The sequence below is a fragment of the Bradyrhizobium campsiandrae genome (assembly GCF_014529705.1).
Taxonomy (GTDB): domain Bacteria; phylum Pseudomonadota; class Alphaproteobacteria; order Rhizobiales; family Xanthobacteraceae; genus Bradyrhizobium; species Bradyrhizobium campsiandrae.
Genome location: NZ_JAANIH010000078.1, coordinates 1 through 13,125 on the forward strand (window position 1 = coordinate 1; position 13,125 = coordinate 13,125).

Sequence of the window (13,125 nt, forward strand, 5' to 3'; positions counted from 1 at the left end):
GTCGGCGAGCTCGACGCCGAGGCCGCCGATGCGGTCGGCAAGCTGGTCGATCAGTCGTTCGGCCAGGGTCCGGTTGGAGCCGGTGTCCAGGACTGCAAATTGTGCGACGGACATATCAGATGAGTCCTCCAGTCAGAGCCGCCCGCCGGCTCTTTGCGGCATTCCCAGTCCGGTTTCGAGTTTAGAGGATGATTCGCGGCCGGCGTCTTGCCTGAGCGTGCAGTCAGGCACAATTTGCGCCTTGGTTTTGTGTGGGCATGGTCTTGTCGAAAAACCGCTGCACACTTTTTCGGATCATGCCCTAGAGCTTGTAGGCCGTGCGGAATCCGCCCCAGTGCCGGCCCTGCACGCGGATCGGGACGTCGATCTCGCGCATCATCACGGTGTTGCCGTTGCCCATGTCGCGTGCGTAGCTCTGGACCAGGTACGAGCGCAGGTTGCGCGCGGCGGCGAGCCCCGCCGGATCGTTGAAGATTCGCCGGTTGCGGCTGTTGGCCATGTTCCAGCCGGGATCGCCCGGTCGCTGCGGATGCGAATAGATCTTGTTGTGGACCGGCAGGAAGCCGTTGCGGTCGACCATGGCGCAGAACGCCATGCGCGGGTCCTTGGCGAGAAAGGCTTCCTGGAACGACGGCAGCGCGCGGTCGGCCCAATCGAGATATTTGGTGCGGTATTGCTGCGGATCGGTGCCTGATATCTCGACATAGTCGGTGTCGAAGAGGTCGTTGATCCCGACCTCGCCGCGGGCGACGGCCTGCTCGAAGATCTTGGTCAGCGCATTGCCCGCTTCCATCGCGCGGGTGACGAACTCTGTGTTCTCCTCGTGGATCGACCAGAGCTTGTCTTCGATCTTTTCGCGCAGCTCGGCACTTGGACTGACGAATTGGGTGCGCGCGCCGGCCTTGGACTGTTCGATCACACGCAGGCGGCAGGCGCCGACGTCTTCGAGCCTGCCCTCGATGATCGCCTGCGGCGCGAGCCGGCTTGCATCCGCCCCCCCGATCAGCACGCCGTCCATCGCGACCTCGTAGACCGGCCATACGCCGCGGGCGCTCTCGAATTTGAGATGGCAGGGCAGCCGCTCGGTCCTCAGGCGGTCGTCGTGCTCGCTTTGCCTCAGCAGCACCGCGCATCGCGATTTCAGCTTTTGCGCGAAGGTCGTCACGGCCTTGCCGGCGCTGGCGACGTTCTCGCCATGGGTTTCGGCGGCCTTGGTCGCGGCGTCGATCTCGGCTGCGCTCTCGCCGACCGAAATGATGAACTCAGAGGCGCTGGCGGCATTGCCGGAGACTTCGTTCGTGGTGGCGTTCTGTTCGGCCACCGCGCCGTTGACCGTGTCGAACACCGGGCGGATCGCCTCGATGGCCTGCGAAATGCGGTGCACCGCATCGGCGGAGCCTGCGGCGTCGCGCTGGAGCGCGTCGATCTTCTTGGAGATCTCCTCGGTCGCGCTCTGGGTCTGCACCGCGAGCGCCTTGACCTCGGTGGCGACCACCGCGAAGCCCTTGCCGGCAGCGCCGGCGCGCGCAGCCTCGATGGTCGAGTTGAGGGCCAGGAGCGTGGTCTGCCGCGCGATCTGGGCGATCAGATTGACGACATTGCCGATCGCGGCGGACGATTCGCGCAGGCGGTCGACATTGGCGCGGGCTTCCTGGGCCGCCTCGCTGGCCTGATCGGCGAGCTTGCCGGCTTCGCGGACCTGAGCGCCGATGCCCTGCGCGGACTGGGTGAACTTGTCGGCGGCATGGGCAAAGCTCGAGGCGTTGGACTGTGCGGCATTGGTCCGCCCGGTCAGCGCATCGGTGCGCTGGCGGATGTCCGCCAGGGTTGCCGCGGTGGCCTCGGCGCCGCCGGCCACCGAATTGGCGGCGCGCTCCAGCTGGCGGATCATGGCGCCGAGCTCGAGTTCCAGCAGTTCCAGGATTTCCCGGGCCGAATCGGCTTCGGCAGCCGGAGCCGGCTCGGTAGGCGCCGCCGACTGCACAGCCTCAGGGGCTGCCACTGCCGCGGCCGTATCTGGCAGACGCCTTCGAAACAATCCGAACGCCATCAGGTCTCTCTTGCCGGGGATTAGGTCGACGCTATTTTCGCAGTCCGGAATGAAATCACGGTTAACGGCGCCTGCCATCTAGGCACGGGCCAGTACGGTGATACCCTGCTGGCCAAAGACCCCTTTCATTCCGGTGGGGTGGCGGCCTATAACGCCGCGCTTTCCACGCTCGCTGGCGGACGATTCCAAAGAGACCAAGAGACCACCCATGGCCGGACATTCCCAATTCAAGAACATCATGCACCGCAAGGGGCGGCAGGATGCCCAGAAGTCGAAGCTGTTCGGCAAGCTGGCGCGGGAAATCACCGTGGCCGCCAAGCTCGGCACGCCCGACCCCAACATGAACCCTCGCCTGCGCGCCGCCGTGATCGCCGCGCGGCAGGAAAACATGCCGAAGGACAATATCGAGCGCGCCATCAAAAAGGCGCTCGGCAGCGACGGCGAGAACTATGACGAGATCCGCTACGAGGGCTATGGCCCGGGCGGCGTTGCCGTCATCGTCGAGGCCCTGACCGACAACCGCAACCGCGCCGCCTCCGACATCCGCTCCTTCTTCACCAAATCAGGCGGCAATCTCGGCGAAACCGGCTCAGTGTCCTTCATGTTCGACCGCACCGGCATCATCGAATATGACCGCAGCGTCGCCGATGACGATGCGGTGCTCGACGCCGCGATCGAGGCTGGCGCCGATGACGTGATGTCCGGCGAAGGCGGCCATGAGATCTACGCTTCGACCGAAAGCTATCGCGACGTCGCCAAGGCGCTGGAAGCCAAGTTCGGCGAGCCGCGCAAGGCTGCGCTGATCTGGAAGCCGCAGAATACGGTCGCCGTCGACGACGAGACCGGCGAGAAGCTCTTGAAGCTGATGGACCTGCTCAACGAGCATGACGACGTCCAGCAGGTCTACGCCAATTTCGAGATCTCGGACGCGCTGGTCGCGAAGATGGGCGGGTAGGGGCGGTACGTGTCCCGGACGCGCTGCAGCGTGAAACGCTGCTGCGCAGAGCCGGGACCCATTGTTCTTCAAGCACCGACGGCGGCATGGGCCCCGGTTCAGCGGCGCACCGCTTCGCGCTGCGCCGCGCCCGGCGCACGAGACCACCTTTCCCCTGTTACTTCTGTTCTGTTTCTGTTTCGCTATCATGGGCCAACCGCTATCACTGGCCCATGACCGCGCTCCCGATTCGCCAACCCGTTCGCATCATCGGCATCGACCCCGGCCTGCGCCGCACCGGCTGGGGTGTGATCGAGGCTGAAGGCAACCGCCTGATCTATGTCGCCTGCGGTTCGGTGGAACCGCCGGACGATCTGCCGCTGTCGAGCCGGCTTTTGGCGATCCATGAGGGGCTCGCGGCCATTCTTTCCTGCCATCAGCCGATGGAAGCGGCGGTCGAGCAGACCTTCGTGAACAAGGACGGCGTCGCGACGCTGAAACTCGGCCAGGCCCGCGGCGTCGCCATGCTGGCGCCCGCAATGTTCGGCATCTCCGTCGCCGAATACGCGCCGAACCAGGTCAAGAAGACCGTGGTCGGCGCCGGCCACGCCGACAAGCAACAGATCGCGATGATGCTGAAGATATTGCTGCCCAAGGCGGAGCCGCCGTCGGCGGATGCCGCCGATGCGCTGGCCATCGCCATCACCCATGCCCATCACCGCCAGAGCACGGCGCTTCGGCTGAAGGTGGCCGGGTTATGATCGGCAAGCTCAAGGGCCTGATCGATTCCTACGGCGAGGATTTTGTTATCCTCGACGTCGGCGGTGTCGGGTATCAGGTTCATTGCTCGGCGCGCACTTTGCAGCATCTGGCCTCGCCGGGCGAAGCCGCGGTGCTGTCGATCGAGACCTATGTCCGCGAGGATCAGATCAAGCTGTTCGGCTTCCGCACCGACCAGGAACGCGAATGGTTTCGTCTGCTGCAGACCGTGCAGGGCGTCGGCGCCAAGGTGGCGCTGGCCGTGCTCGGCACGCTGGCGCCGGCCGATCTCGCCAACGCGATTGCTTTGCGCGATAAGGCGGCAGTGGCGCGTACCCCCGGCGTTGGACCCAAGGTCGCCGAGCGCATCGTCACCGAGTTGAAGGACAAGGCGCCGGCCTTCGCCAATGTCGATCCGGCCGTCGTACATCTCGCCGGCGCCGTCGACGACCAGCGCGCGCCGCGCCCGGTGGCAGACGCGATCTCCGCGCTGGTCAATCTCGGCTATGGCCAGCCGCAGGCAGCAGCCGCGATTGCCTCCGCCTCGCGCAGTGCCGGTGAAAATGCCGAGACCGCTCAGCTCATCCGCCTCGGCCTAAAGGAGCTCTCGAAGTGAGCGCGGCAATGGTCGCTCTCGTAGGGTGGGCAAAGCGAAGCGTGCCCACCATGTTTCGAGTGGACGGAAATTTGGTGGGCACGGCGCGAAGGGCGCCTTTGCCCACCCTACGAGGAGTTCGCTAGGTGAGCGATCCCAAGGCCAACCGCATGGTCTCACCCGAGCGCCGCAGCGACGATGTCGGCGACACCGCGCTGCGTCCGCAGTCGCTGTCCGACTTCGTCGGCCAGCAGCAGGCGCGCAAGAACCTCTCGATCTTCATCGAGGCGGCGCGCAAGCGCGGCGAGGCGCTGGACCATGTGTTGTTCGTCGGCCCGCCCGGCCTTGGCAAGACCACGTTGGCGCAGATCGTCGCGAAAGAACTTGGCGTCGGCTTTCGCGCCACGTCAGGTCCTGTCATCGCCAAGGCTGGCGATCTCGCAGCTCTCCTGACGAATCTCGAAGAGCGCGATGTTCTCTTCATCGACGAGATCCATCGCCTGAGCCCGGCGGTGGAAGAGGTGCTCTATCCCGCGATGGAGGATTTTCAGCTCGACCTCATCATCGGCGAAGGTCCGGCGGCGCGCTCGGTCAAGATCGAATTGTCCAAATTCACCCTGGTCGGCGCCACCACGCGCGCCGGCCTGCTCACCAATCCCTTGCGTGACCGCTTCGGCATTCCGGTCCGACTCAACTTCTACACCATCGAGGAGCTGGAGAGCATCGTCACCCGCGGCGCGCGCGTGCTCAATGTCGGCATGAGCGCCGACGGGGCCAACGAGATCGCCCGCCGTGCCCGCGGCACGCCGCGCATCGCCGGCCGCCTGCTGCGCCGGGTGCGCGATTTCGCCTCGGCCGCCAATGCCGACAAGATCGACCGCAAGATCGCCGACCATGCGCTCAGCGCGCTCGAGGTCGACGCCGCAGGCCTCGATGCCATGGACCGGCGCTATCTGACGACGATCGCAACGAACTACGGTGGCGGCCCGGTCGGCGTCGAGACGATGGCCGCGGCGCTGTCCGAGCCGCGCGATGCGATCGAGGATATCATCGAGCCCTATCTGATCCAGTGCGGCTATCTGCAGCGCACCCCGCGCGGCCGCCTGCTGACCTCGCACGCCTTCCGCCATCTCGGTATCGCCGAGCCCTCGCGCGATGCGGCGGCCCAGTTTGGCCTGTTCGGCTCGGACGAGAGCAACGAGTAATCCGCGCTATCGTTAAGTTGCTCTGGCTGTCATGAACTTTCAGTAATCTCTGTGCAGATGATCTGCACAAGCGCACCCCAATTCCGCTCCAATCGGACCGCATCACGGAAGCGCATCATGAGCGAGCTTCCATGATTTCTCGGCGTCATCTCATCCGTTCTGTCGGCGGCCTGTCCGCGCTCGGCATCTCGACGGCCGCCTATGGCGTCGGCGTCGAGCCCGAGCTGCGGCCACGCGTCACCCGCTATCATCCGATGCCGCCGCAATGGCCCGCGGACATTGCGCTCAAGATCGCCGTCATCGCCGACATCCACGCCTGCGATCCCTGGATGTCGCTGGAGCGGATCGAGGCCATTGTCGACCAGGCCAACGCGCTCAAGCCCGACATCGTCGTGCTGCTCGGCGACTACGTCGCCGGCCATCATCACGTCACGCGCATGATCCCGGCCGGAGAGTGGGCCAGGGTGCTGAGTGGCCTGAAGGCGCCGCTCGGCGTTCACGCCGTCATGGGCAATCATGACTATTGGGATGACTACGTCGTGCAACTGGCCGGGCACGGAGCGACGGTCGCCCATCGTGCGCTGGAGGCGGTCGGCATTCCCGTTTACGAGAACGATGTTGCGCGTCTCACCAAGGATGGTCGCACGTTCTGGCTCGCGGGTCTCGGCGATCAGCTCGCCTATTTTCCAGGACCGCGCTATGGTCGCGCGAAATTTCTCGGGGCCGACGATCTCAACGCGACGCTCGCGAAGATCACCGACGACGCGCCGATCATTCTGCTCGCGCATGAGCCCTATGTCGCGACGCGCGTACCAGCGCGCGTTGCGCTGCAGCTGTCTGGTCACACCCATGGCGGACAAGTCCGCTTGTTCGGTTGGTCGCCGGCGCTTCCGCGGCAGAATGGCGTTCCGCTCATCTATGGCCATCTGCGGCTGAACTGCGATGTCATCATTTCCGGCGGCCTGGGCTGCAGCATCATGCCGGTCCGCGTCGGCGTTCCGCCTGAAATCGTCGAGGTGACGCTGGGGCGGTCGCCCGCCATCGTGTAGCGTAAGCTTGCGCTGCCGGCCGTTTTTGCGCAAAACGGACCCGCAGCGACAAGCGAAGAGGCTCGCGACGTGACAGTTCATCTCGACGGCGAGATCCGCGACGGCCGCCACCACATGCAGGTCCGCGTCTACTACGAGGACACGGATTTCTCCGGCATCGTCTATCACGCCAACTATCTGCGCTACATGGAACGCGGGCGCACCAATCATCTGCGGCTGATGGGCGCCGAGCAGCAGGCGCTGTTCGACCAGCCCGAGATTGAAGGCGCCGGCTTTGCCTTCGTCGTGCGCTCGATGCATCTGGACTTCCTGAAGCCCGCGCGGATGGATGACGTGCTCGACGTCGTCACCTGGCCGGTCGCGGTGAAGGGCGCGTCCATCATGCTGGCGCAGGAGGTGCGGCGTGGTGAGGACGTGCTGGTGAAGGCCGAGGTGCGTGTCGCCTTCATCAGCGGCGGCCGGGCGCAGCCGATCCCGAAATCGATCCGCACGCTGATGAAGGCCGATTTGATTTCCTGATCGCCCGATAAGTGATGGGTCGATAGGGATTGGCCTATCGACTCCACTCGCCGCGGCGATAGATTGCGGCCTCTGACCAACCGATGAGGTCATCATGTCGCGCCCGCCTTTTCCGCCTTTCACCCGTGAGACCGCCGCGCAGAAGGCGCGTATGGCCGAGGACGCCTGGAATTCACGCGATCCTGTGAAAGTCTCGCTCGCCTACACCGAGGACAGCCGCTGGCGCAATCGCTCGGAGGTGCTCCAGGGCCGCGAGGCCATCGTCGCCTTCCTCACCCGCAAATGGGAGAAGGAGCACGACTATCGCCTGATCAAGGATCTCTGGGCTTTCGACGAAAACCGCATCGCGGTGCGCTTCCAGTACGAATGGCACGATGCCGGTGGCCAGTGGTATCGCTCCTACGGCAACGAGCAGTGGGAGTTCGACGAGCACGGCCTGATGAAGCGGCGCGAGGCCTCGATCAACGATATCGCGATTGCCGAGAAGGACCGTCGGTTTCACTGGGCAGCGCCCGGACCACGGCCGGCGGATGTGCCGGGGCTGGGCACGGATCCGTTCTGAATAACTCGCAATCCTCATGGTGAGGAGCCGCCACCGGGTCCGCGCAACGCGCGGCCCGATGACGGGCTCCGCGGCGTCTCGCCATGCAGGCCTGGCCGCTACAGCGGGGGCCTCGATCCTTCGAGACGCCCGCCTTCGGCGGGCCCTCAGGATGAGGAGATGGATGTGCGCGCCAGAAACCGTGTGATCGCGCCGCCCACCTTCGCATTGTCCAGCGGCTGCGCCAGGGAATCCCGCGCCGTCGCAACGACGTCTTTCGGCGCCTTGCCGTCGCGCAGTTCGCAGCAGACTTGCGCAAACGCGACGTCGAACTCTGGATGCGGCTGCAATGTCAGCGTGGCGCCATTGGCGTAGAGCAGGCCGGCGTGCGGGGTGAATTCCGACGAGAGGATCGTCAGCGCATCGTCAGGCGCTTCGATCACCTGGTCCTGATGCGAGCAGGCGACAGCGACCGCTTCGCCGCCAATGATGCCGTTCTCCGGCAGCACCTGATAGACGTGCCGTCCGATGCCCCAGCCCTTATCGGACTTGCGCACGGTGCCGCCGAGCGCCTGCGCGATCAGCTGATGGCCGAAGCAGATGCCGACCATCGGCGTCTTGTTGGCGTAAGCGGTGCGCACGAACTCCTCCAGTGGCGGGATCCAGTCAAGCCCGTCATAGACGCCGGCGGCTGCACCGGTGATCAGCACAGCCTCCAGCTTGCCCGGATCGGGCAGTGCGTCGCCATTCGGAATGCTGACCACGTCGACCTCGGCGGTCGGGTCCTCGGCGCGCACCATGCGCTCGAACATGTCCGGAAACGAGCCGTGCTGCTCGCGATATTTTGGCGGGACCTGCCCGGTCTCGATGATGGTGATGCGTGCCATGACTTCTTACCCAGATGTGCCCTCAGGTCAAAGCTTGCGAAGCTCAGTTGCTTCCTGCCCCATGTTGCTGGTGTGGCGCTGTACGCTCCAGGAGCGCGCTCTCCTTGCGGATGTCGGCGAGAAAGGCTTTTGCCAGACGCGACAGCGGCTCGGCTTCCGACCATAGCATATAGGCAACCGCGCGGGTCGTCGGCGTGAACGGCCGAACGGCAAGGCCGTGGCCGCCGTTCTGCCGCGGTGAGAAGGGATCCACCACCGCAGCGCCGACACCGGCGGCTGCGAGCACGCAGGCCGTATTGCAATAGCGCACCTCGACCGTCGGCTGGAACGGTGCGCCCGCGCGGGCAAAACTGTCGCGAACGGCCTCGCCGAGGCGCGTGCCGCGCTCGAGCCCGATGAAGGGTAGGCCGGACAGGTCGGAGGCCGAGATCGCCGGTTTGCCGGCCAGCGGATGCTGCGGCGGCAGCACGCAGACCATCTCGCCGGTATGCACCACCTCATGCGCGATGCCGGGATGATGCGTCAGCCCGAGGGCGAAGCCGAGCTCGGCGACGCGGCTGAGCACGCCTTCGATGATGCCCTCATAGCGCCGCACGTCGAAGAATACGCGCGTCTCGGGGCGGCGGCGCAGGAAGCCCGACAGCGCGGAAGGAATGATGCTGTAGGCGAGCGGAGGCGTCGCCACGATGGCGAGATGTCCGGCGCGGTTCTCGCGCAGATCGCGGACGCGATTCTCGAGCTTGGCGTGCAGCGCGAAGATCGCCTCGCTCTCCTTGTAGAGCGCCATCGCCTCCGCGGTCGGAAACAGCCGGTTGTTGACACGCTCGAACAGTGCAAAGCCCGCCTGCGCCTCCATCGTCTTCAGCGCATTGCTGACCGCAGGCTGCGACAGGGCCAGCTCGTCGGCCGCCGCCACCGTGGTGCGATGGCGGATGACGGCACGGAGGATCTCGAGCTGGCGCAGGTTCATATCACTGCCATTTATACTCTGGACCAAAACATCATAGCACGATGAATTGCTTTTGCAGCCCGCCTTGCGCCTAATGTTCGCGGATTTGCATGCTGGATCAAAGGGTTCACCCGCCCATTGAGGCAGCATTGCGCACAGATTGGAGGCAATCTTGGTTCGTGTGCTTCGCGCCGCCGCCGCCCAGATGGGGCCGACGCAAAAAGCCGATACCCGTGAGCATACGCTGTCGCGGATGCTGGCCATGCTGGAGGAGGCGGCGAGCCGCGGCGCCAGCCTCGTGGTGTTTCCCGAACTCGCCTTCACCACCTTCTTCCCGCGCTGGCTGCTGGAGGGCGATGCGCTCGATCGCTATTTCGAGCGCGGCATGCCGAACCCGGCGGTGGCCAAGCTATTCGACCGCGCGCGGGCGCTGCGCGTCGGCTTCTACGTCGGCTATGCCGAGCTGACGCCCGAAGGCCGTCGCTACAATTGTGCCATCCTGGTCGATCGTGACGGCGAGATCCTCGGCCGTTACCGCAAGGTGCATCTGCCCGGCTCGGTCGAGCCGCGGGCGGGCGCGCGCTACCAGCAGCTTGAGAAGCGCTATTTCGAGTATGGCGATCTCGGCTTTCCCGCGTTTCGCGCCGGCTCGGCCTGGGCCCATGCGATCATGGGCATGATGATCTGCAATGATCGCCGCTGGCCGGAATCCTGGCGCGTGCTCGGCCTGCAAGGCGTCGAGCTCGTCTGCATCGGCTACAATTCGGCGGCCTATGATCCCAATGGCGGCACCACCGAAGATGCCTCGCTGCGAACCTTCCACTCGACGCTGGTGACGCAGGCCAATGCCTACATGAACGCGACCTGGGCGATCTCGGTCGCCAAGGCCGGCGACGAGGACGGCTCCGGCCTGATCGGCGGCTCCTGCATCGTCGATCCCAATGGCCGCATCGTCGCGCAGGCGGCGACCCTGACCGACGAGGTGATCGTGGCCGATATCGATCTCGATCTCTGCCGGCAGGGCAAGGACAAGATGTTCAACTTCGCCGCTCACCGGCGGCCCGAGCAATACCGGGTGATCACCGAGCGCGCCGGCGTCATCGAGCCGGCGGTTCTCGATGCGGACTGACTTTGGCACGGCGCTGGCAAGGATCGTCACGGAAACGTTGGCCAAGGAGCTGACATGACACGCCTCTCGCTTTCTCTCGGTTTCGCAGCGCTGGCTGCAATGACGTCAGCGCAAGCGGCCGAGCTCCCGGCCGAGATCAAGCAGGCGGGCGCGCTGAAGCTCACGGTCAACTCCACCTACGCGCCGATGGAATATCGCGACCCTGCCAGCAACGAGCTGGTCGGGCTCGACATCGATCTTGCGAACGAGCTCGCCAAGCGGCTCGGCGGCCTCAAGATCGTCTGGAGCGAAACGCCGTTCGCCGAGCTGATCCCCTCGCTCCAGACCAAACGCGCGGATTTCATCATCTCCGGCATCTCCGACCGCGCCTCGCGGCGCGAGAGCGCTGATTTCGTCGACTACCTCACGACCGGCCCGCAGTTCTTCGTGATGGCGGAGAGCGAGGCCAAGGCCGCGACCGACCTCTGCGGCAAGAAAGTCGGCACCACCCGCAGCACCAGCTTTCCGGTCGAGATCGAGAAGTGGAGCAAGCAGAATTGCGAGGCCGCCGGCAAGCCGGCCATTCAATATGTGCCGGGTGAGAACTCGATCGATGTTCGCAATCAGCTCAAGCAGGGCCGCATCGACGCCGCCGTGCAGGGTAGCGAAACGCTGCCCTATGCGCAGACGCAGGAGCCCGGCAAATATCGCATCGTCGGCGAGGCCTTTGCCAAAGGTTATCAAGGCATCATGTTCCGCAAGGATGATGCGGCGCTACGTGAGGTCGTGACGGAGAAGCTCGCGGCGATGATCGCCGATGGGTCTTACAAGGCGGTGCTCGACAAATGGGGTCTGGGCGCGAATGCAGTCACCCAGCCCATGCTGAACGCGGCGCCGCAATGAGGCCGGCGCCGGCCCTCGCAGAAGGCTTCCCTGATTTATCGGGGATGCGGATCGCGCGCGAGCCGCACTGGTTCCGCTGGATCAGCGCGGCCCTGATCGTCCTGGTGCTGGCGGGAATCGCGCGGGCCTTCGCCAATGGCCAGATCGAATGGTCTTATGTCAGCCGCTTCCTCACGGCGAAGGTGATCCTCGAGGGCATCGTCAACACCATGGTGATGGCGGTGCTGGCGATGGCGCTCGGTATCTTTCTCGGCATCGTCGTCGCGATCATGCGGCTGTCGCCCAATCCGGTGCTGAAGACGGTCGCAGCCGGCTACACTTGGCTGTTCCGCGGCACGCCGCTGATCCTGCAGCTCCTGCTGTGGTTCAACCTCGCGCTGGTGTTTCCGACCATCGGCATTCCCGGCCTGTGGAGCGCGCGCGCCGTCGACATCATGACGCCGTTCCTTGCGGCGCTGCTCGGGCTCGGCATCAACCAGGGCGCCTATACATCCGAGGTCATGCGCGCCGGCATGCTGTCGGTCGACGTCGGGCAATATGAGGCCGCGCAGGCAATCGGCATGGGCCGGCTGCGCGCCTTGCGCCGGATCATCCTGCCGCAGGCGATGCGCGTGGTGATCCCGCCACTCGGCAACGAATTCATCGGCATGGTGAAGGCGACCTCGCTGGCGAGCGTCATCCAGTATCCCGAGGTGCTGCACAACGCCGAGAACATCTACTACGCCAATTCCCGCGTGATCGAGCTCCTGATCGTCGCCGGGCTCTGGTATCTCCTTGTGGTCTCGATCCTGACGCCGCTCCAGATGCTGCTCGAACGCCGTTTCGCACGCGGCACATTGCGGCCCGTGCGATGACGAAGCCCCTCGTCGCGATCCGCTCCGTCAGCAAGAGCTTTGGAGAGTTCCAGGCTCTCAAAAGCGTCTCGCTCGACGTCTGGCCCGGCGAGGTGATGTGCCTGATCGGCGCTTCCGGCTCAGGCAAGACCACGCTGCTCCGCTGCATCAACCAGCTCGCAATCATCGACAGCGGCGGCATCTGGCTCGACGGCGAACTTTTGGGCGTGCGCGAGCAGAGCGGGAAGCTGCATCGTCTCAGCGAGCGCGAGATCGGGCGGCAGCGGCTGAAGACGGGCATGGTGTTCCAGCGCTTCAACCTGTTTCCGCACAAGACCGCGCTGGAGAATATCACCGAGGGTCCGCTCCAGGTGCAGGGCCGAAAGTCCGACGAGGTTCGCGCCGAGGCCCTTGAATTGCTGCGTCGCGTCGGCCTGTCGGCCAAGGCCAACTCCTATCCCGCCCAGCTCTCCGGCGGTCAGCAGCAGCGCGTGGCGATCGCGCGGGCGCTCGCGATGAAGCCGATGCTGATGCTGTTCGACGAGCCGACCAGCGCGCTCGATCCCGAGCTGGTCGGCGAGGTGCTCGCGGTGATGAAGGAGCTGGCAAAGAGCGGCATGACCATGATGGTGGTGACGCACGAGCTCGGCTTCGCCCGCGAGGTTGCGGACCGCGTCGTCTATATGGACCAGGGCGCGATTGTCGAGCAGGGCCGCGCCTCCGACGTCTTGGGCGCGCCGCGCGAAGAGCGGACCAAAGCATTTCTTTCGGCAGTGATCTGAGATGGGGACGT

At 65.2% G+C, this 13,125-nt stretch carries 14 protein-coding genes; 11 read left to right on the forward strand and 3 right to left on the reverse strand.

Annotated features, from left to right (window positions below):
• Positions 1-301: 301 nt before the first annotated feature.
• Entirely contained in the window at positions 302-2,050 is a 1,749-nt protein-coding gene (locus tag G8O24_RS36580) for a methyl-accepting chemotaxis protein (protein ID WP_188107373.1), read from the reverse strand.
• A 208-nt stretch (positions 2,051-2,258) separates the two neighbouring features.
• Between G8O24_RS36580 and G8O24_RS36585 the strand changes: the two genes are divergently transcribed.
• From G8O24_RS36585 to G8O24_RS36615, 7 genes are all read left to right on the forward strand, one after another.
• Complete coding sequence (locus tag G8O24_RS36585) at positions 2,259-3,005, forward strand: YebC/PmpR family DNA-binding transcriptional regulator (RefSeq protein WP_188107374.1); 747 nt, start codon at positions 2,259-2,261, stop codon at positions 3,003-3,005.
• Between the two features lie 212 nt (positions 3,006-3,217).
• Positions 3,218-3,745 carry a crossover junction endodeoxyribonuclease RuvC gene (ruvC, locus tag G8O24_RS36590; RefSeq protein ID WP_188107375.1) on the forward strand — a complete coding sequence of 176 codons (528 nt, stop codon included), beginning with the start codon at positions 3,218-3,220 and terminating at the stop codon, positions 3,743-3,745.
• Positions 3,742-4,359: a Holliday junction branch migration protein RuvA gene (gene ruvA, locus G8O24_RS36595; RefSeq protein WP_188107376.1), complete on the forward strand. Its 618-nt coding sequence runs from the start codon at positions 3,742-3,744 to the stop codon at positions 4,357-4,359. The genes ruvC and ruvA overlap by 4 nt, the downstream gene beginning before the upstream one ends.
• 125 nt (positions 4,360-4,484) lie before the next feature.
• Entirely contained in the window at positions 4,485-5,543 is a 1,059-nt protein-coding gene (gene ruvB, locus G8O24_RS36600; protein WP_311972261.1) for a Holliday junction branch migration DNA helicase RuvB, read from the forward strand.
• Positions 5,544-5,674: 131 nt separating this feature from the next.
• Positions 5,675-6,592, forward strand: a complete 918-nt coding sequence (locus G8O24_RS36605; RefSeq protein WP_188107377.1) for a metallophosphoesterase — start codon at positions 5,675-5,677, stop codon at positions 6,590-6,592.
• A gap of 69 nt (positions 6,593-6,661) precedes the next feature.
• Positions 6,662-7,111: a tol-pal system-associated acyl-CoA thioesterase gene (gene ybgC / locus G8O24_RS36610; protein ID WP_311972262.1), complete on the forward strand. Its 450-nt coding sequence runs from the start codon at positions 6,662-6,664 to the stop codon at positions 7,109-7,111.
• A gap of 94 nt (positions 7,112-7,205) precedes the next feature.
• Positions 7,206-7,673 (forward strand): nuclear transport factor 2 family protein, encoded by a 468-nt coding sequence (locus G8O24_RS36615; protein WP_188107378.1) that lies wholly within the window; start codon positions 7,206-7,208, stop codon positions 7,671-7,673.
• A 146-nt stretch (positions 7,674-7,819) separates the two neighbouring features.
• Here G8O24_RS36615 and G8O24_RS36620 read toward each other — a convergent pair whose 3' ends face one another.
• On the reverse strand, positions 7,820-8,539 hold the full coding sequence (locus G8O24_RS36620; RefSeq protein ID WP_188107379.1) for a type 1 glutamine amidotransferase: 720 nt from the start codon (positions 8,537-8,539) through the stop codon (positions 7,820-7,822).
• A 43-nt stretch (positions 8,540-8,582) separates the two neighbouring features.
• Positions 8,583-9,509 carry a LysR family transcriptional regulator gene (locus tag G8O24_RS36625; protein WP_188107380.1) on the reverse strand — a complete coding sequence of 309 codons (927 nt, stop codon included), beginning with the start codon at positions 9,507-9,509 and terminating at the stop codon, positions 8,583-8,585.
• A gap of 151 nt (positions 9,510-9,660) precedes the next feature.
• Here G8O24_RS36625 and G8O24_RS36630 point away from each other — a divergent pair, with 151 nt between their 5' ends.
• The 4 genes from G8O24_RS36630 to G8O24_RS36645 are packed head-to-tail and all read left to right on the forward strand — an operon-like array spanning position 9,661 to position 13,114.
• Positions 9,661-10,617: an N-carbamoyl-D-amino-acid hydrolase gene (locus G8O24_RS36630; RefSeq protein WP_188107381.1), complete on the forward strand. Its 957-nt coding sequence runs from the start codon at positions 9,661-9,663 to the stop codon at positions 10,615-10,617.
• Positions 10,618-10,671: 54 nt separating this feature from the next.
• Complete coding sequence (locus G8O24_RS36635; RefSeq protein ID WP_188107382.1) at positions 10,672-11,499, forward strand: ABC transporter substrate-binding protein; 828 nt, start codon at positions 10,672-10,674, stop codon at positions 11,497-11,499.
• On the forward strand, positions 11,496-12,353 hold the full coding sequence (locus G8O24_RS36640) for an amino acid ABC transporter permease (RefSeq protein WP_188107383.1): 858 nt from the start codon (positions 11,496-11,498) through the stop codon (positions 12,351-12,353). Before G8O24_RS36635 ends, G8O24_RS36640 begins: the two co-directional genes overlap by 4 nt.
• Positions 12,350-13,114 carry an amino acid ABC transporter ATP-binding protein gene (locus tag G8O24_RS36645; RefSeq protein WP_188107384.1) on the forward strand — a complete coding sequence of 255 codons (765 nt, stop codon included), beginning with the start codon at positions 12,350-12,352 and terminating at the stop codon, positions 13,112-13,114. The genes G8O24_RS36640 and G8O24_RS36645 overlap by 4 nt, the downstream gene beginning before the upstream one ends.
• Positions 13,115-13,125 lie beyond the last annotated feature (11 nt).

What these genes read in the sequence shown, in the direction of transcription:
- G8O24_RS36580 (WP_188107373.1), bottom strand. Translation starts at nt 2,050, where the DNA reads ATGGCGTTCGGATTGTTTCGAAGGCGTCTGCCAGATACGGCCGCGGCA.
- G8O24_RS36585 (WP_188107374.1), top strand. Translation starts at nt 2,259, where the DNA reads ATGGCCGGACATTCCCAATTCAAGAACATCATGCACCGCAAGGGGCGG.
- ruvC (WP_188107375.1), top strand. Translation starts at nt 3,218, where the DNA reads ATGACCGCGCTCCCGATTCGCCAACCCGTTCGCATCATCGGCATCGAC.
- ruvA (WP_188107376.1), top strand. Translation starts at nt 3,742, where the DNA reads ATGATCGGCAAGCTCAAGGGCCTGATCGATTCCTACGGCGAGGATTTT.
- G8O24_RS36605 (WP_188107377.1), top strand. Translation starts at nt 5,675, where the DNA reads ATGATTTCTCGGCGTCATCTCATCCGTTCTGTCGGCGGCCTGTCCGCG.
- G8O24_RS36615 (WP_188107378.1), top strand. Translation starts at nt 7,206, where the DNA reads ATGTCGCGCCCGCCTTTTCCGCCTTTCACCCGTGAGACCGCCGCGCAG.
- G8O24_RS36620 (WP_188107379.1), bottom strand. Translation starts at nt 8,539, where the DNA reads ATGGCACGCATCACCATCATCGAGACCGGGCAGGTCCCGCCAAAATAT.
- G8O24_RS36625 (WP_188107380.1), bottom strand. Translation starts at nt 9,509, where the DNA reads ATGAACCTGCGCCAGCTCGAGATCCTCCGTGCCGTCATCCGCCATCGC.
- G8O24_RS36635 (WP_188107382.1), top strand. Translation starts at nt 10,672, where the DNA reads ATGACACGCCTCTCGCTTTCTCTCGGTTTCGCAGCGCTGGCTGCAATG.
- G8O24_RS36640 (WP_188107383.1), top strand. Translation starts at nt 11,496, where the DNA reads ATGAGGCCGGCGCCGGCCCTCGCAGAAGGCTTCCCTGATTTATCGGGG.
- G8O24_RS36645 (WP_188107384.1), top strand. Translation starts at nt 12,350, where the DNA reads ATGACGAAGCCCCTCGTCGCGATCCGCTCCGTCAGCAAGAGCTTTGGA.